This window comes from Pseudomonas sp. D4002, assembly GCF_013385665.1.
In the GTDB taxonomy this organism is placed as follows: Bacteria; Pseudomonadota; Gammaproteobacteria; order Pseudomonadales; family Pseudomonadaceae; genus Aquipseudomonas.
Genome location: NZ_JACAPN010000003.1, coordinates 1 through 17,857, shown reverse-complemented (window position 1 = coordinate 17,857; position 17,857 = coordinate 1). Strand labels below are relative to the sequence as shown.

Here is a 17,857-nt window from a genome sequence, read left to right as displayed (position 1 = left end):
CCCTCGGCACACAGGGGTCTCAGCTTTCCAGCCAGACGTCTCGTGCCCAGTGCCACACCGATTCCCAGGTTTCTTCGGTGACGAGCTCTTCTTCGCCGGACCACAGCACCACGGTGCCGTCTTCCTCGACGCAGTAGTAGTCGTCGCCGTCCTGGCAGATCGGGATCATGCTGCGGTCAACACCGGCATCCCAGGCGTTGGCGGCAACGTCCGGCAGGTAGGTGTGGGACTGTGGGTCGGTGACGGTCACCGGCTCCAGGCTGCCGTAGACCACATCGCTGACGGTCAGCAGAAATTCACGGAAGACGAACGGAATATCGATGAACAGTTGTTCCTCGATTTCCACCAGTTGATCTTCGTCAGGCAGCTCCAGAGGAACCGGTACCGGTTCGTTGGCTTCACGCAATTGTTCGATAACTTCTTCCACGGCCGGGATCCTCTTGCTAGATGGCGCGGTTTATAGGGGCGTTTTATACAGTAGCTCGCTATAAGTGCAACCGTGAAATAGAAAACCCCGGACAAGTCCGGGGTTTTTGTTACTGCGTACTCAAAGCGGGCAGGGATCAGCCGTTCTGGCGGATACCGGCGACCAGCCAAGGCTGGTTTTCGCCTTGTGGGCGTTCCATGTTCCAGCTTTCGCTGAACACTTCGCCCTGGTCGAAACGCGAGGTCTTCGACACACCGCTGAAGGTCAGGGTGGCGATGGTCTTGTCGGCGCGGTCATCCACACCTTCAAGCTGCACTTTCAGGTCGTCGATGTAGGTCGACTGGAAGCCGTCGCCCAGGTCGGCACGTTCGCGCTTGAGGAACTCCAGCAGTTGCGGGGTCACGAACTCGGCGATCTTGTCCATTTCGTTGGCGTCCCAGTGTTGCTGCAGGGACTGGAAGTGGCTGCGGGCCGCTTCGACGAAGCGCTCTTCGTTGAACCAGGCGGGTGCGTTGATCACCGGACGAGCGGCAGCAGGAGCAGCCGAACCGCCGAAGATCGAACCCATGGCAGCAGGCTTTTGCTCGAACACTTCACGCTGCATCGGCGCGCCGGCTGGAGCCATGTGCTCCTGTTGCTTGCGGCGACGGGCGGCGATAAAGCGGAAGATCAGGAAGGCGATGACCGCCATGATCAGGATGTCGAAGATCTGCATGCCCTGGAAGCCGCCGCCCATGAACATGGAGGCGAGCAGGCCGCCGGCCGCGATACCGGCCAGAGGGCCCAACCAGCGCGAAGCACCGCCAGCCTTGGCAGCAGCGCCTGCGGCACCGGCAGCGCCAGCGGTCGCAGCTGCGCCGCCCATGCCGCCGCCGGATGGGGCCATTTGGCTGGTCTGGTGGCTCGGCGCCGAGCCCATGGATTTGCCGCCACCGAAGCGCTTGGCGTTGGCGTCGAGGCTCATCGTCAGGCCGATGCACAACGCCATGGCGATGCTAAGAAAACGTTTCATAAAGGGAATTCCCATTTGTGGATTGCACGCGCGCCATGTTGCACAGGTGTGATGTCAGTGGCTAGCGGCATAGTGTTTCGGGCTTTTGCGTAGGGCCAATACCGAATCGTCTGTAGGACTTATTACAGATATTGGCCCCACCGCTGCCAAATACAAGGGTGGGGCAACATCCTTCATGTTCTACAGTTGTTTCAGATTGCTTCGAGCTTGGCGTAGCCCATCATCAGCCACTTGCTGCCTTCGGCGAAGTTCACCTGCACCCTGGCCTGGGCACCGGCGCCTTCGAAGTTGAGTATCACGCCTTCGCCGAAGATCGCGTGCTTGACCTGCTGGCCAAGGATGAACGGCGTCTCGGGGATTTCCGAACCAGCGAACATGCTGCTGGAGTTCTGCTGCTGGCCGCCGCCGAACGGTCGGCTGACGCTGTTGGACAGGCGCACTTCCTGAATCAGCCCTTTCGGCACTTCACGTACGAAGCGCGACACCTTGTTGTAGGTCTCACTGCCGTACAGGCGCCGGGTTTCGGCGTAGGTCATCACCAGGTTCTGCATCGCCCGGGTGATGCCCACGTAGGCCAGGCGGCGTTCCTCCTCAAGGCGGCCGGGTTCTTCCAGGCTCATCTTGTGGGGGAACAGGCCTTCTTCCATGCCCACCAGGAACACGTAGGGGAATTCCAGGCCCTTGGCACTGTGCAAGGTCATCAGCTGAATGCTGTCTTCATGCTCATCAGCCTGGGTGTCGCCGGCTTCCAGGGAAGCGTGGCCGAGGAATGCCGCCAATGGCGTCAGGTCTTCGTCTTCTTCGGTGTTTTCGAACGCGCGGGCGGCGCTGACCAGTTCCTCAAGGTTTTCTACCCGGGCCTGGCCTTTCTCACCTTTTTCCGCTTCGTGGTAGGCGATCAGGCCGGACTGCTCGATCACGGTCTGGGTCATCAGGTGCAGGGGCATTTCCATGCACTTGGCGGCCAGGTTCTCGATCAGCTCGACAAACACGCTCAAGGCACCGGCCGCACGGCCGGTCAGGCCCTTGTTGGCGATCAGCAGGCGCATCGCTTCCCACATCGACACATCGCTGTGGCGTGCGTGGTCGCGAATCGCCTCGACGGTCTTCTCGCCGATGCCGCGGGCCGGAATGTTGATCACCCGTTCCAGCGCCGCATCGTTGCCGCGACCTTCCAGCAAGCGCAGGTAGGCCATGGCGTTCTTGATTTCGGCACGTTCGAAGAAGCGCTGGCCACCATAGATGCGATACGGAATGCGCTCGCGCAGCAGGGCCTCTTCCAATACCCGTGATTGGGCGTTGGAGCGGTAGAGAATCGCGATATCGCTGCGGGCCAGGCCGGTTTTCAGGGCGCTTTCGATGGTTTCCACCACGTAGCGCGCTTCATCGTGTTCGTTGAAGGCGGCGTACAGGTTGATCGCTTCGCCTTCGCCGCCGTCGGTCCACAGCTCTTTGCCCAGGCGCCCGGTGTTGTTGGCGATCAAGGCGTTGGCGGCCTTGAGGATCCCGGCGGTGGAGCGGTAGTTCTGTTCCAGGCGGATGGTTTCGGCGTCCGGGAAGTCGTCGCTGTACTGGTAGATGTTCTCGATTTTCGCGCCGCGCCAGCCGTAGATCGACTGGTCGTCGTCGCCCACCACCATCAGGCTGTCGCCGCCCTTGGCCAGCAGGCGCAACCAGGCGTACTGCACGGCGTTGGTATCCTGGAACTCGTCCACCAGGATGTGGCGGAAGCGTTTCTGGTAGTGCGCCAGCAAGCCCGGGTTGTCGCGCCACAAGTCGAGGGCGCGCAGCAGCAGTTCGGAGAAGTCGATGACGCCGGCGCGCTGGCAGGCCACTTCATAGGCTTCATAAATGCTGCGCATGGTGGCCAGGAACAGGTCGCCGCTGGCCTGGATATGTTGCGGGCGCAGGCCTTCATCTTTCTGGCCATTGATGAACCACTGGGCCTGACGGACCGGCCAGCGTTGTTCATCCAGGCCCAGCTCGCGGATCACCCGCTTGACCAGGCGTTGCTGGTCGTCGCTGTCGAGAATCTGGAAGGTCTGGCTCAGGCCGGCTTCCTGCCAATGCGCCCGCAACAGGCGGTGCGCCAGGCCGTGGAAGGTGCCCACCCACATGCCGGCCGGGCTGATGCCCATCAACTGCTCGATGCGATGACGCATCTCGGCAGCGGCCTTGTTGGTGAAGGTCACCGACAGGATGGAATGCGGTGAGGCGTTCTCGACCTGGATCAACCAGGCGATACGGTGCACCAGCACTCGGGTTTTACCGGAGCCAGCACCGGCCAGGACCAACTGACGGCCAACGGGGGCCGCTACGGCCTGGCGTTGGGCATCGTTGAGGGAGTTCAGCAAAAGAGAGAGATCATCGCGCATCGGCGCATTCTAGGGTGCCCGGGGGAGTCGGGCAAATCCCAATGCCGGGTGGTCACGGGGAAACTTCTGCGTCGACACAGGATAAGGCAACAATCTATTCACGGTGATGACCGGTCGGTCATCGCCCACAGCCCGCGCCCTGTCTCACTCAAGCTGTCTGGCTCCAAGGTTTGCGCCTGATTGTCGCGCTGTTTTTATGACTTGGGGCAGTTTGGCCCGAGCGTTTGCTTGTGTATGCTCCGTCGACGTTTCGGGCTCACCATTATAAGAACACTGCCTATGACCCTTAGCATTGACCTGGCGGGACCCTCCGTGGCGCCGGCGCAGGTTATCCGCAAGCACTACGCCATGGAGATGGCGGTGGAGCGCACGCGCCTGCTTTACCAAGGCTCCCTGCTGCCTACTTTATTAATGCTGGTGAATGGACTGGTCTGCGCCTGGTTGCTCTGGAGCCCGCAGCGCTATCTGCTGGACAGCATTTGGCTGGTATGGCTGCTGGCGCTGGTGGCCTTGCGGGTAATTCAGGTGGCGGCGTTCGATTCCGCCATGCCCAGCCGCCAGGCGCAGCCGATCTGGCGACGCATGTTCATGCTGGGCTCGGCCGTCAGCGGCTTGACGCTGGCCAGTGCTGCCATCGCCCTGGTACCGGTGGACAGCTTTGCGCAACAGGCCTGGGTGTTCGGCCTGCTCGGCGCGGCGACCTTGTCCGCCAGTGTGGCCTATGCCGTCAGTCTGCCGGCTTTCCTGTCGTTTGCCGTGCCCTGCCTGGTGCCGGCCATCCTCTATTTATTCTGGAGCGGCGACCCGCAACAGCAAGGCTGGGGTTGCCTGGGCCTGATTCTGCTGGCATCCCTGAGCCTGGTGGCATGGCAGGTCAATCGCCTGATCCAGCGCGGGCTGCTCAGGCGCTTCCAGAACCAGGCGTTGATCGAGCATCTGCAGCAAGCGCAGCAACGCAGCGAGCAACTGAACCAGGAACTGGTGCGTGAGGTGGAGCAGCGGCGCCAGGTCGAACAAGAGTTGCGCGAAGCACAGATCGGCCTGCAGCAACGCGTCGATCAGCGCAGTCAGGAACTGGACGCGGCGAGCCTGGCCCTGAGCAAAAGCGAGGCGCGTCTGGCCATGGCGTTGCAGGCCAGCGAACTGGGGCTGTGGGACTGGAACCTGCAAACCGATGAGGTCCACCATACCCAGCTCAAGGAGTTGTTCGGCCTGGAGCCGGAATACGTCACGGCGATGCTCAGCCACCTCAAGCCACGCCTGCACCCGGACGACTTGCCGCTGCTCAAGCGCGCGCTGGTGGAGCACCTTAAAGGCCGCAGCGAGGACTACCTGGTGGAATACCGGGTGCGCCATGGCGATGGCCATTGGGTATGGATCCAGGACCGTGGCCGCGCCGTGGAGCGCTCGCCCAGTGGACGCGTCACGCGGATGCTCGGCACCCGCCGCGACATCAGCGCCGGCAAGGTCCTGGAAGAACAGCAGCGCCTGGCATCGACGGTGTTTGAGGCGGCCAGCGAAGGCATTGTGATCCTCGATCCGGACTACGTGCTGATAGCCGTCAACCAGGCATTCAGCCGCGTCACCGGCTTCGACATTGACGACATGATCGGGCGCAATGTCGTGGAGCTGCCCAGCAGCCGCGACGCACGGCGCCACTTCCCGGTGATCCGCCAGGCGTTGCTCAGCCACGGCACCTGGCAGGGCGAGCTCGTGGAAACCCGCAAGAACGGCGAACTCTACCCGCAATGGCTACAACTGAATGTAGTCCGGGATATTCGGGGAAATGTCAGCCATATCGTGGGTTTCTTCGCTGATCTGTCCGCGCGGCGCGAATCCGAGGAGCGCATGCGCTACCTCACGCACTACGACGAATTGACCGGGCTGGCCAACCGCTCGCTGTTCCGCGAGCGGTTGCGCGAAGCCCATCAGCGGGTGCGCCAGGGTGGCCGCAGCCTGGCTTTACTGCATATCAACCTGGACCGTTTCAAGCTGCTCAACGACAGCCTCGGGCATGAAGTGGCCGACCAGTTGTTGCAGAAAATGGCCCGCCGCTTGATCAACGCCTTGCCTGAGGCCGACACCATCGCGCGGCTCTCTGGCGATGAATTCGCCGTGCTGTTCGACGCCTACGGCAACCTGTCGAGCCTGGCGCGGGTGGCCACGCGGTTGCTGGCCAAGTTGCGGGTGCCGGTGACGGTGGAAGGGCACGAGCTGGTGGTCAGTGCCTCAATGGGCGTCAGCCTGTTGCCCGACAATGCGCGGGAAATATCCGCGCTGGTCAGCCAGTCGAACATGGCCATGCAGCACGCCAAGCACCTGGGCGGTAATAACTTCCAGTTCTACACCGACAGCCTGCAGGCCAGCACCCTGGAACGTTTGCAGCTGGAAAACCAGCTGCGCAAGGCGATTGATGAGCGCCAGCTTACGGTGTTCTACCAACCCAAACTGTGCCTGGCCAGTGGCAAGCTGAATGCGGCCGAAGCGTTGATTCGCTGGGAACATCCGCAGTGGGGCATGGTGCCGCCCGGCGATTTTATCGGGCTGGCCGAAGAAACCGGCCTGATCGTGCCGCTGGGGGAGTTCGTGTTGCGCCAGGCGTGCTGGCAGGCTTGTGAATGGCAACGCCAGGGGCTGGCGCCGATTCGGGTGTCGGTCAACCTGTCGGTGCACCAACTGCGCCAGGGCAAGCTGATCAGCCTGGTGCGCCAGGTGCTGGAAGAAACCGGGCTTGATCCGCAATACCTGGAGCTGGAACTGACCGAAAGCCAGCTGCTCGACAGCGTCGAGCACATCATCTCGACCTTCCAGCAACTGCGCGACCTGGGGGTGAAGCTGGCGATTGATGATTTCGGCACCGGTTACTCATCCCTCAGTTACCTCAAGCGCATCCCCGTGGACTACGTGAAGATCGACCAGACGTTCATTCGCGGCCTGGGCCAGGGACGCGAAGATGCCTCGATCACCCGCGCAATCATTGCCATGGCCCACGGGCTGTCGCTCAAGGTGGTGGCCGAGGGTGTGGAAGATCAGCAGCAGCTGGACTTTTTGCGGGATGAGCAGTGCGACGAGGTGCAGGGCTATTTGATCAGTCGGCCGGTGGAAGCGGATGGCTTGGCGGATTTGTTACGAAAAAATGCCGATTTTCCATAGTTGAGCCCAAGCCGCACGCGGGGCTACATCGAGCCTGCCCGCTGAATCAGCGGGCAGCAGCGTGATTAAGTGATGCATCGAACGGGCAAATCGGTAATTCTTGTAGTATAACTACAAGCTTGCTACATCCCTGGCGTCTGCCAATAACAAGAGTCCAGCCCTTTGAACCTGTTGCAACATATCGCCCAGTCGCGCCACCTGTTACGCAAATCGGAACTCAAGGTTGCCGATCACGTGCTGCTTGACCCTGCGGCCGTGATGCACAGTTCCATGGCCGACCTGGCCCACAGCGTGGGCATCAGCGAGCCGACCATCGTGCGCTTCTGCCGCGCCATCGGTTGCTCCGGTTTCCAGGACTTGAAGCTCAAGCTGGCCCAGAGCCTGGCAGCGGGTGCGAGCTTTGGCCAGTTTGCGATCCACGAAGACGATTCCGTCGCCGACTACAGCCTGAAAATCTTCGACACCACCCTGCACACCCTGATGGAGGTGCGCGAAAAGCTCGACCCGGTGGAGCTGCAAAAAGCCGTGACCGCCATGTCCCAGGCCCAGCGCGTGGAGTTCTATGGTTTCGGCGCGTCCGGCGCGGTGGCGGCGGATGCCCAGCACAAGTTCTTCCGTTTGCTGCTGACGGCGGCGGCCTACAGCGACCCGCACATGCAGGCGATGTCGGCGGTGACGTTGAAGCCCAGCGACGTGGCGATCTGCATTTCCCAGTCCGGCCGCTCCAAGGATTTGCTGATCACCGCCAACCTGGTGCGTGAAAGCGGCGCGACCCTGATTACGCTGTGCCCGAGCCAGACGCCATTGGCAGAGCTGTCGACCGTCAACCTGGCGATCGATGTACACGAGGACACCGAGATCTACACGCCGCTGACCTCGCGTATCGCCCACCTGGTGGTGATCGACGTGCTGGCGATGGGCGTGGCCATGGCGCGCGGCCCGAGCCTGGTCAACCACCTCAAGAGCGTGAAGCGCAGCTTGCGCAGCCTTCGGTTGTCACCCAAGTCCGTAAAAGCCCTCGACGACTGATAGTTTGTACGCGGACCAATTGTGGGAGCGGGCTTGCTCGCGAATGCGAAGTGTCAGTCACTGAATATGCTGGCTGGCCCACCGCATTCGCGAGCAAGCCCGCTCCCACATTTTGATTGGGTCCTGCCCCGCAAGATTCATCGTCCTGTCATCCCCATGCCGCTAAACCGTCATTGCCCGAGCCCATCCTGAACTCCCCTTACTCGCATTGGGAGACTCGAAATGGCTCGGCAATACGAAGAAAGCAACAGCACCGTCAAGACCCGCCGCCAGCAGGAAGACCAGCGCCGCATGGCCTTCCGTCGCGCAATTGAAGACCGCTGCGATCAGCGTCAATTGCAACAGAGCATCAGTGACTATCCGGAACTCCACTGGCAGGCACCCGCGGCTGCCCAGCGAAGCGTTCAGCCAGCGCGCTGATCTGCAGTCGCTCGCTGCGGATAAAGCCCAGGAATGCATGGGCCACCGGTGACAGGCGCTTGGCCTTGGCCTGCACCAGGCACCAACTGCGGTACAGCGGCAGTTCTTCCACCGGCAGCTCCCTGAGCCCGCCGGTGGCCAGTTCCAGGTTGACCGCGTGGCGCGTCAGCAGCGCCACGCCCAACCCGGCGGTCACGCACTCGCGCTGCGCCTCGGCCGAAGACACTTCCACCGTCTGGGTGAAGTGCACGCGCTTCTCCTTGAAATACTCTTCGCACGCCATCCGCGTCCCGGACCCCGGCTCGCGCAACAGCAGCGTGTAAGGCTCAAGGTCCTGCAGGCGCAACGGCCCTTGATGGCTCAGCGGATGATCGTGGGGCGCCACCGCGACAATCGGGTTGTTCAGGAACGGCAGGAATTCCAGGCCCATGTCCTGGGGCACCATCGACATGATCACCAGGTCGTCGCGGTTGTCTGAAAGCCGGCGAATCACCTGGGCGCGGTTGACCACCGTCAGGTGCAGGTTGACCTCCGGATGCTGGCGCTTGAAGGCGGCAAACAGGTGCGGCACGAAGTACTTGGCGCTGGATTCCACCGCCAGTTTCAGCTGGCCCTGCAACGAGCCCTGCATGTCGGAGAGCTGCATATCGAGGTTTTCCAGGCGTCCGAAAATGTCCCGGCTGGCCCGTTGCAAGGCTTCAGCAGCTTCAGTCATATAGAGCTTTTTGCCGACGTAATCGAACAATGGCTGGCCCAGCAGCTCCTCCAGCTGCTTGATTTGTAGGCTAACTGCCGGTTGCGTGAGGGACATTTCCTCGGCTGCGCGGCTGTAGGAACGCAAATCACAGACTTCATTGAAAATCTGCAATTGACGCAATGTCATACGCATCAATGACTTACGCATAGTTCAAGCACTCCCACCGACCCTTGATGCGACGACTATAAGTCTTTGCTTATACACAACCCAATAATTATTGATTTTTGTTAATCCCTGCAGGGGCATAGTGTGTGTCACGCGACTGCCATGAAACATTTGGTCACGCGCCGACCCGCTTCCAGGGTCGAAGTAGGTAGCAATCGGCTCAAGGGAATTTCCAAGTGATAAAAAAGATCCTGATCGCCAACCGTGGTGAGATTGCCGTACGTATCGTGCGTGCCTGCGCCGAGATGGGCATTCGTTCGGTCGCGGTCTATTCCGATGCCGATCGCCATGCCCTGCATGTAAAGCGTGCAGATGAAGCCCACAGCATCGGTGCCGAGCCATTGGCCGGTTACCTGAACCCGCGCAAGCTGGTGAACCTGGCGGTGGAAACCGGTTGCGACGCGCTGCACCCCGGCTACGGCTTCCTCTCGGAAAACGCTGAGCTGGCAGACATTTGCGCCGAACGTGGGATCAAGTTCATCGGCCCGTCCGCAGAAGTGATTCGCCGCATGGGCGACAAGACTGAAGCCCGCCGCAGCATGATCAAGGCCGGCGTACCGGTCACCCCGGGCACCGAAGGCAACGTTGCCGACATCGCTGAAGCCCTCACCGAAGGCGACCGCATTGGTTACCCGGTGATGCTCAAGGCCACCTCCGGTGGTGGCGGTCGCGGTATCCGTCGCTGCAACAGCCGTGAAGAACTCGAACAAGCCTTCCCCCGGGTAATTTCCGAAGCCACCAAGGCCTTCGGTTCGGCGGAAGTGTTCCTGGAAAAATGCATCGTCAATCCCAAGCACATCGAGGCGCAGATCCTCGGTGACAGCTTCGGCAATGTGGTGCACCTGTTCGAGCGCGATTGCTCGATCCAGCGCCGTAACCAGAAGCTGATTGAGATCGCCCCTAGCCCCCAGCTGACCCCTGAACAGCGTGCCTACATCGGCGACCTGTCGGTGCGCGCGGCCAAGGCCGTGGGCTACGAGAACGCCGGCACCGTGGAGTTCCTGCTCGCCGAGGGCGAGGTGTACTTCATGGAGATGAACACCCGGGTGCAGGTGGAACACACCATTACCGAAGAAATCACCGGCATCGACATTGTGCGTGAGCAGATCCGCATTGCGTCGGGCCTGCCGCTGTCGGTCAAGCAGGAAGACATTCAGCACCGGGGTTTTGCGTTGCAGTTCCGCATCAACGCCGAAGACCCGAAGAACAACTTCCTGCCCAGCTTCGGCAAGATCACCCGTTACTACGCACCCGGCGGTCCCGGCGTGCGTACCGACACGGCGATCTACACCGGCTACACCATCCCGCCGTTCTACGACTCGATGTGCCTGAAGCTGGTGGTGTGGGCGTTGACCTGGGAAGAAGCCATGGACCGCGGCCTGCGCGCCCTGGACGACATGCGCCTGCAAGGCGTGAAGACCACCGCCGCCTATTACCAGGAAATCCTGCGCAACCCGGAATTCCGCAGCGGCCAGTTCAACACCAGTTTTGTGGAAAGCCACCCTGAGCTGACCAACTACTCGATCAAGCGCAAACCCGAAGAGCTGGCCCTGGCCATCGCCGCCGCCATCGCCGCCCACGCAGGCCTGTGAGGAACATAAGAATGAGCAAGAAGATCTTCGTAACCGACACCATCCTGCGCGACGCCCACCAATCGTTGCTGGCGACCCGCATGCGCACCGACGACATGCTGCCGATCTGCGACAAGCTCGACAAAGTCGGCTACTGGTCCCTGGAAGTCTGGGGCGGCGCGACCTTCGACGCCTGCGTACGCTTCCTGAAAGAAGACCCGTGGGAGCGCCTGCGCAAACTGCGCGCGGCGTTGCCCAACACGCGCCTGCAAATGCTGCTGCGTGGCCAGAACCTGTTGGGCTACCGCCACTACAGCGACGATGTGGTCAAAGCCTTCGTAGCCAAGGCCGCCGTCAACGGCATCGACGTGTTCCGCATCTTCGACGCGATGAACGACGTGCGTAACCTGCGAGTGGCCATCGAAGCGGTAAAAGCCGCCGGCAAACATGCCCAGGGCACCATCGCCTACACCACCAGCCCGGTGCACACCATCGAGGCGTTCGTGGCCCAGGCCAAGCAAATGGAAGCCATGGGTTGCGACTCGGTGGCGATCAAGGACATGGCCGGCCTGCTGACACCATACGCCACCGGCGAGCTGGTCAAGGCGCTGAAGGCCGAGCAGAGCCTGCCGATCTTCATCCACTCCCACGACACTGCGGGCCTGGCTTCGATGTGCCAGCTCAAGGCCATCGAAAACGGTGCCGACCATATCGACACCGCCATTTCCAGCTTCGCCTGGGGCACCAGCCACCCGGGTACCGAGTCGATGGTCGCGGCCCTCAAAGGCAGCGAATTCGACACCGGCCTCAGCCTGGAACTGCTGCAGGAAATCGGTTTGTACTTCTACGCTGTGCGCAAGAAGTACCACCAGTTCGAAAGCGAATTCACCGCCGTCGACACCCGCGTGCAAGTCAACCAGGTACCGGGCGGGATGATTTCCAACCTGGCCAACCAGCTGAAAGAGCAGGGCGCGCTGAACCGCATGAGCGAAGTGCTGGCCGAAATCCCGCGGGTTCGTGAAGACCTTGGCTTCCCGCCGCTGGTCACCCCGACTTCGCAGATCGTCGGTACCCAGGCGTTCTTCAACGTCCTGGCCGGCGAGCGCTACAAGACCATCACCAACGAAGTGAAGTTGTACCTGCAAGGCGGCTACGGCAAGGCGCCGGGCATCGTGAATGAAAAACTGCGGCGCCAGGCCATCGGCAGCGAAGAGGTGATCGACCATCGCCCGGCAGATCTGCTGAAGCCGGAAATGACCAAGTTGCGCGGCGAAATCGGCGCGTTGGCCAAGTCCGAAGAAGACGTACTGACCTACGCGATGTTCCCGGACATCGGGCGCAAATTCCTTGAAGAGCGCGACGCTGGCACCTTGAGCCCTGAAGTGCTGTTGCCGATTCCTGAAGCCGGCGGCGTAGCCCGTGCCGGTGGTGAAGGTGTGCCGACCGAGTTCGTGATCGACGTGCACGGCGAAAGCTATCGCGTGGACATCACCGGGGTGGGCGTCAAGGCCGAAGGCAAGCGCCACTTCTACCTGTCCATCGACGGCATGCCGGAAGAAGTGGTGTTCGAGCCGCTCAACGAGTTTGTCAGCAGTGGCGGCAGCAAGCGCAAGCACGCCACCGCGCCAGGCCATGTCAGCACGGCGATGCCGGGCAACATCGTCGACGTGCTGGTCAAGGAAGGCGACGTGGTGAAGGCCGGCCAGGCTGTGTTGATCACTGAAGCGATGAAGATGGAGACCGAAGTACAGGCGTCGATCGCCGGCAAGGTCACCGCCGTACACGTGGCCAAGGGCGACCGGGTCAACCCGGGTGAAATTCTGATTGAAATCGAAGGCTGATCAACAGCCTTCGAAACTACCGCTTAAACCTCGGGGGGGCATGTGCCCCCTTTTTTTTGCCCGCAATAATCAGAACGCCAGGGTCCACTGGCCCAGCAAACCCTGGTTACGGCTGTGGGTGCCGACCTCGGCGGTATAGGCCAGGCCCACGGTGTGCCGAGTCGACAGCGCCAGGTCCACCCCGGTGTGCAGCGCCAGGCTGTCGCGGTCCAGGGAGGTGCCTTCGATGGTGAAGTCACTGTTGAAGCCCGGCCGTTTTACCCACGCGGAGGACTGGCGCACGGTGCTGCTCACGTCACCGTAGAGGTGCTTCCAGCCTGTGCTCAGGTGCGGCTTGAGGGCCATCTGGTTGTCCAGCATAAAGGCACTGGCCAGGCGCAAGCCGAAGGTGTTGCTGAGGTTTTCCTGGGTCTGGGCGCCGACATTCAGCGCTGTAAAGCCGCCTTTTTCCTTGTAGCGGTCGCGGTGATAGCGCTGGTAGCCGATCCCCGCATAGGGTTCGACGCTGAAACTGCCCTTGTCCAGTTGATAGCCGAGCTCGGCGAAAGCGTTCTGGCTTTGGGCGTTGTATTTGCCTTTGGACTGCTCGCGGCGCTCAACGAAATCAAAGTCTACGGTGCGTTGGGTTTGGCCGGCATGGCTGCTGTAGATCGCCCCCAGGCGCAGTGCAAGGGCGCCGTCCTGACGCACGGCGTAACCGCCGAGGTGCCAGCTGTCCAGTTCGCCTTTGAAGCGTTTGGCGTTCAGGTCGCTGGCGGACTTGGCGCCCATCACACCCACCCGCCAGGCATCGTCCACTGCCCAGTCGCCGCCCAGCATCAGGCCTTGGGTGTGTTGCTGCAGGCCCACGCTACCGTGCTGTCCTTCAAGCTTGCCAGCGTTGCCAAGGGCCTGGAGCCATACGTGGCCATTGCCTTCGGCATCCGTAAGGTTGCGTTCGTCGCCTGTCCGGCGCATGACTGAAAGCAGGCTGCTGTTGAGCTGTTTCATGCTGTCTTGAGTGGCGGCGCCAAGGTTGGCGTTCTGGCTGCCTGCCAGTTGCTCCAGAACTGCACCCACACGGCCCGGCGCCAGCCTGCCAAGCTCCCGGGCGATATTGTCCAGTTCGTACTCTTGCCACTCATTGAGTTCGCCCGACTTGATGAGGGTATCCACGGCAGAGTCCAGTACGCGGGCAACCTGCTGGCCGTTACGGGTGGTGGCGTGGTCGTTGAAGTAAAAGTCGGGAGTGGGCTTGGGTGGCTTGGGGCGCTGGTTGCCTTGCTGGCCGACCTCTGGCGCCGGGATGAACCACTCGCTGTCTGGATCGATGTCCCCTCGCGCCTGGACGAATTGAGCGTTGGTGGCACCCAGCGCGAAGGTGATGGCGAGTGCGAGTTGTTTCTGAAGGAGTGGCATGCAGGTCCGACCTCTTGATGTATGAGGTCGGGAAATCTAGCGGGGTAAAGGGCGGATAAATGTCAGGCCATCCACCCTTTGCCTGCCAGAGATGTCTCTAGTGGGCCGCGATTAAAAACTCATCTGCCATTGCCCGATCAGCCCGTGATTGCGGCTGTTACTGCCTATTTCGCCGCTGTAGCCCACGCCGAGGGTATGGCGTGCCGACAGGCCTATATCCAGCCCGGCTTCCAGCAACAGGCTGTCGCGGTCCAGGGCGCTGCCTTCGACGTTGAACGCGGTGCCGCCCATCAGGAAGGCCTGGCGGGTGCTGCTGTCCACGTCGCCGTAGGTGTGTTTCCAGCCGGCGCTGACCCGCGGTGTGAGACTGATGCCGTTGTCCAGCTGGCTCAAGTGCGCCAGGCGCAGGCCGAAGGTGCTGCTGAAATTGTCCTGGGTTTGCCCGTCGACATGCAGGGCGGCGGCGCCGCCTTTTTCGTTGTAGCTGTCGCGGTGGTAGCGCTGGTAGCCGAGGTTGGCGAACGGCTCGGCGCTCAGGCGCCCGCTGCCCATGGCATAACCCAGTTCGGCGAAGGCTTGTTGGCTGTTGGCGTCGTAGTCACCTTTGGGCCGATCGTTGAAACCGTCAAAGGCCACCGTACGTTTACTGTCTCCCTGGTGCCCGCTGTACGCAGCACCCAGGCGCAAGGCCAGCGGTCCGCTCTGGCGCATGGCGTAGACGCCGGCGTGCCAGCTGTCGACGCTGCCGTCGACGCCGGTGGTGTCCAGGTCGGTCTTCGAATAACCGCCCAGCACGCCCACGCGCCAGTCCGAATCGAGCGCCCAATCGGCCCCCAGCACGCTGCCTTTGGTGCGCTGGGTCAGGCCATTGCTGCCGTGGTCGCCGTCGAGCTTGCCGTAGCTGCCGATACCTTGCAGCCACAGGCGGCCCCGGGCGTTGGGGTCGTTGAGGTTGCGGGCTTCGGCGGGTACGCCGGTGGCGGCCAGTACGGGGGTGTCTTTTTGATCAAGGCCCACCAGCAGTCCGGCACCGCCGCCCAGTTGGTGCATGGCGTTCAACATGCTGTTGCCGACCTGGGCGCTGGCGCCGAGGGTGGCACTGGTCAGGTTGGCGGTGCTGCTGCCGGCCAATTGCTCGATGGCGGCACCGGCGCTGCTGTTGGTGGTGTTGAGCAAGGCGTTGTACAACGCGTTGTTCTTGCCCAGGCTCGCCAGGGCGTTGGCGGCGCGGGTGCCGTTGCCGGTGTTGGCGAACTGATTGAACGCCACGTCATTGCGGGAATAGGTCAGGCCGACCTGGGTAGGGCTGTAATCCAGGGTGGGGGTGAGGAAGGCATAGTCGCTGGTGACCTTGCCGAACGTGCCATTGATGCTGCCGGCCTGCAGTACCGTGTAGTGGCTCTGCCACGGGTAGGTGCCGGTGCCGGGATTGACCGCCAGGGTCGCGCCATTCAGGTACGCGGTGCCGCCGACCTGGACCGGTGCGCTGCTGCCGTCGGCATTCACGCCATAGGCCAGGGTCGAGCCGCTGGTCATCGTCAGGTCGCGGGTGATGCTGGCGGTGCCGAGGGCGGTGTTGGTCTGCAAGGTGCCTTTGACCAACAGGCTGCCGACACTACCGCCACCGGCATAAATACCGCCTTCATCGACGGTCAGGTTGCCAGCGATCCCGCCCTGGTTGATCAGCTTGGCGCCGCTGAAAATCTCGCCGCCGTCGCTGAAGTCGCCGCTGCCGGTGAGGGTCCAGGTGCCTTGCTTCACGTCCAGCCATTCGAAGTTGCGGCTGTCGCCAAAACTGCCGCCGGCGGCGTCGTCCATGATCACGCGGTCATATCCGGTGCCGCCATCCACCACGCCGACAAAGCGGCTGCCGCCGAGCAGGGTCAGCGTGTCATCGCCGCCGCCCAAATCCAGGGCCAGGCCGTTGCTGCCGCTGATCAAGCCGGCGTTGACCACCGTGTCGGCAAACTCGCCGACGAACTTCACGCCGAAGCCGTTCAGGCCCTGAATGGTGCCATGGTTGATCAGGGTGGTTGCAGCAAGTCCCGGGCCGTCGCTGCCGTCGTCCACCAGCACCGCGTTGTTGGCACCGCTTACCAATGCACCCACGCCGTTGAACACATAGCCACCACCGAGGGCGATGCCTTCGCTGCCGTTGGCAAAGCCGTTCTTGTCGACACCACCGGCGCCGACGCCCTGGATGACTCCGTAGTTTTCGATGTGGGCAATCTTGTCGATGTCCACGCCGTCACCATCGCCGTCCGGCTGCAGTCCGGAAAATGCGCCGGTAATAGTGCCGTGGTTGATCACCGTGCCATCGCCGTCGGAACCAAAGCCCGAGCCGTTGCGGCCGATTACCGTGCCGTAGTTGGTCAGCGTGGCGCCCAGGTCGGTGGTGATGCCGTGGCGGCCGCCGGAGATGAGGCCGTAGTTGGTGACGGTCACGCCAGTAGCGGAGTCGATGTCGACGCCGTCGAATTTGTCATCACGCGAGTGGGTATCGCCGGTGGAAATCTCGCCATAGTTGGTGATGCTGGCGTTGCCGCCGGTCTTCATACCGTCGCTGGCGTCGCCGCGAATCAGCCCGCCAAGACGGTTGATGATGGTGGTGCTGACGTTCGGGCTGCGGATCGCATCCAGGTCCAGCCCTTGGCCGGTGGCAGAGCGAATGGTGCCGCTGTTGTCGATCAGCAGGCTGCCGCTGGCGAAGTTGCTGTCGATGCGCAGCGCGTCGTTGGCGCCCTGGATCACACCGCCTGCGCGGTTGTAGATGGTGTAGTTGCGAGCGGCGGTGAGGTCGCCGCTGCTGTCGATCCCGCGGCCGCCAGTGGAGGCGATAGTGCCCGAGTTATCGATCCGCACGCCATTGCCGCTGGTGCCGTCTTTCAAGGTCACCGCGACTTTGGAAGTCGTAATGCTGCCCGGTGCCGAAATCGTCAACGAGTCACTGCCACCCAGGGTTTGCCCGGTGGTGGTGGGCGTGTCGATCTGCAGCGTCTTGGTTGGCGTGGGCGCCGCATCGACAAAACCGCTGCTGACCAGCAGGCCGAGAGTGAGCGCAAGGCGCTGGGGCGAAGGGGGCATGGCGGGCGACCTTGTTTTAGGAAAAGAGTCGACCTGTATAGCGGAGGTTTTTTACAGAATGATGGCGAGGAGGTGACGGGGATTGAAATGAGCCTGACGGTTGAAGAACGAACCCGGTTGATCGAAAGCATTCAGGATGCATTGGCCGAGGGAACGCTGGAAATAGCCGAGGCGGTACGCCGGCTGCGAACGGAAGTCACTGGGTTGCATCAGAGCCAGTTTGCCAAGATGTGCAAAATCTCCGTACGCACGCTGGTGCATATCGAACATGGCGAGGGCAATCAGACGCTGAAGTCGTTGAACGCAGTGTTCAGGCCGTTTGGGTTGAAGATGGGAGTGGTGAAGGTTCGCAGAAGCTTGTAGGAAAAGGCTATGGCGTGGTGTTTGATCGTGAGCAAGTATTTCAAGGTATAGATGCTCGCCTATTCGCCTCGGCTGAGCACAAGGCCCGGATACGCTGAAGATACAATGTGGGAGCCGGGCTTGCCTGCGATGACGGTGGGTCAGTTGATACATTTGTGACTGATACACCGCTTTCGCGAGCAAGCCCGCTTGTATGCTAGGACTTGAAGGGAGGAGGAGGGACAAAGCCCGATTCTGACTGTTGGCGCAGTACAGACCGTGG

The 17,857-nt window shown here is 61.9% G+C and carries 12 protein-coding genes; 6 read left to right on the top strand and 6 right to left on the bottom strand.

Translation table 11 applies throughout. The features are described from left to right. Positions 1–19: 19 nt before the first annotated feature. The 3 genes from HX824_RS01065 to uvrD all read right to left on the bottom strand — a co-directional run bounded on the left by HX824_RS01065 (position 20) and on the right by uvrD (position 3,814). Positions 20–427: an SMI1/KNR4 family protein gene (locus HX824_RS01065; RefSeq protein ID WP_003213456.1), complete on the bottom strand. Its 408-nt coding sequence runs from the start codon at positions 425–427 to the stop codon at positions 20–22. Between the two features lie 136 nt (positions 428–563). Then, positions 564–1,439, bottom strand: a complete 876-nt coding sequence (locus HX824_RS01060; protein WP_003213454.1) for a Tim44 domain-containing protein — start codon at positions 1,437–1,439, stop codon at positions 564–566. Positions 1,440–1,630: 191 nt separating this feature from the next. Then, positions 1,631–3,814 carry a DNA helicase II gene (gene uvrD / locus HX824_RS01055; RefSeq protein ID WP_177054039.1) on the bottom strand — a complete coding sequence of 728 codons (2,184 nt, stop codon included), beginning with the start codon at positions 3,812–3,814 and terminating at the stop codon, positions 1,631–1,633. A gap of 279 nt (positions 3,815–4,093) precedes the next feature. Between uvrD and HX824_RS01050 the strand changes: the two genes are divergently transcribed. The 3 genes from HX824_RS01050 to HX824_RS32470 all read left to right on the top strand — a co-directional run bounded on the left by HX824_RS01050 (position 4,094) and on the right by HX824_RS32470 (position 8,416). Beyond that, positions 4,094–6,967: a GGDEF domain-containing phosphodiesterase gene (locus HX824_RS01050; RefSeq protein ID WP_008439498.1), complete on the top strand. Its 2,874-nt coding sequence runs from the start codon at positions 4,094–4,096 to the stop codon at positions 6,965–6,967. Positions 6,968–7,129: 162 nt separating this feature from the next. Beyond that, positions 7,130–7,996: a transcriptional regulator HexR gene (gene hexR, locus HX824_RS01045; protein WP_003213447.1), complete on the top strand. Its 867-nt coding sequence runs from the start codon at positions 7,130–7,132 to the stop codon at positions 7,994–7,996. Positions 7,997–8,218: 222 nt separating this feature from the next. After that, the gene (locus HX824_RS32470) at positions 8,219–8,416 is read left to right on the top strand and encodes a PA3496 family putative envelope integrity protein (RefSeq protein ID WP_003213445.1); all 198 of its coding nucleotides are present in this window, start codon (positions 8,219–8,221) and stop codon (positions 8,414–8,416) included. Here HX824_RS32470 and HX824_RS01040 read toward each other — a convergent pair. Then, positions 8,346–9,320 (bottom strand): LysR family transcriptional regulator, encoded by a 975-nt coding sequence (locus tag HX824_RS01040; RefSeq protein WP_003213443.1) that lies wholly within the window; start codon positions 9,318–9,320, stop codon positions 8,346–8,348. The two genes, HX824_RS32470 and HX824_RS01040, sit on opposite strands and share 71 nt — an antisense overlap. A 194-nt stretch (positions 9,321–9,514) precedes the next feature. Between HX824_RS01040 and HX824_RS01035 the strand changes: the two genes are divergently transcribed. Beyond that, on the top strand, positions 9,515–10,930 hold the full coding sequence (locus tag HX824_RS01035; RefSeq protein WP_003213442.1) for an acetyl-CoA carboxylase biotin carboxylase subunit: 1,416 nt from the start codon (positions 9,515–9,517) through the stop codon (positions 10,928–10,930). Between the two features lie 11 nt (positions 10,931–10,941). Beyond that, positions 10,942–12,750, top strand: coding sequence for a sodium-extruding oxaloacetate decarboxylase subunit alpha (gene oadA, locus HX824_RS01030; protein ID WP_003213440.1), 1,809 nt, complete (start codon positions 10,942–10,944; stop codon positions 12,748–12,750). A 69-nt stretch (positions 12,751–12,819) separates the two neighbouring features. Here the strand turns inward: oadA and HX824_RS01025 are convergent, their stop codons facing one another. Both HX824_RS01025 and HX824_RS01020 read right to left on the bottom strand, forming a co-directional pair. Continuing rightward, positions 12,820–14,148 (bottom strand): autotransporter domain-containing protein, encoded by a 1,329-nt coding sequence (locus tag HX824_RS01025; protein WP_177054038.1) that lies wholly within the window; start codon positions 14,146–14,148, stop codon positions 12,820–12,822. Between the two features lie 111 nt (positions 14,149–14,259). After that, positions 14,260–17,232 carry an autotransporter domain-containing protein gene (locus tag HX824_RS01020; protein WP_177054037.1) on the bottom strand — a complete coding sequence of 991 codons (2,973 nt, stop codon included), beginning with the start codon at positions 17,230–17,232 and terminating at the stop codon, positions 14,260–14,262. An 87-nt stretch (positions 17,233–17,319) separates the two neighbouring features. Here HX824_RS01020 and HX824_RS01015 point away from each other — a divergent pair, with 87 nt between their 5' ends. Next, complete coding sequence (locus HX824_RS01015) at positions 17,320–17,595, top strand: helix-turn-helix domain-containing protein (RefSeq protein ID WP_087694596.1); 276 nt, start codon at positions 17,320–17,322, stop codon at positions 17,593–17,595. Positions 17,596–17,857 lie beyond the last annotated feature (262 nt).

Coding starts and splice junctions, on each gene's coding strand:
- HX824_RS01025 (WP_177054038.1), bottom strand. CDS start 14,148: ATGCCACTCCTTCAGAAACAACTCGCACTCGCCATCACCTTCGCGCTG.
- oadA (WP_003213440.1), top strand. CDS start 10,942: ATGAGCAAGAAGATCTTCGTAACCGACACCATCCTGCGCGACGCCCAC.
- HX824_RS32470 (WP_003213445.1), top strand. CDS start 8,219: ATGGCTCGGCAATACGAAGAAAGCAACAGCACCGTCAAGACCCGCCGC.
- HX824_RS01020 (WP_177054037.1), bottom strand. CDS start 17,232: ATGCCCCCTTCGCCCCAGCGCCTTGCGCTCACTCTCGGCCTGCTGGTC.
- uvrD (WP_177054039.1), bottom strand. CDS start 3,814: ATGCGCGATGATCTCTCTCTTTTGCTGAACTCCCTCAACGATGCCCAA.
- HX824_RS01015 (WP_087694596.1), top strand. CDS start 17,320: ATGAGCCTGACGGTTGAAGAACGAACCCGGTTGATCGAAAGCATTCAG.
- HX824_RS01060 (WP_003213454.1), bottom strand. CDS start 1,439: ATGAAACGTTTTCTTAGCATCGCCATGGCGTTGTGCATCGGCCTGACG.
- HX824_RS01040 (WP_003213443.1), bottom strand. CDS start 9,320: ATGCGTAAGTCATTGATGCGTATGACATTGCGTCAATTGCAGATTTTC.
- HX824_RS01050 (WP_008439498.1), top strand. CDS start 4,094: ATGACCCTTAGCATTGACCTGGCGGGACCCTCCGTGGCGCCGGCGCAG.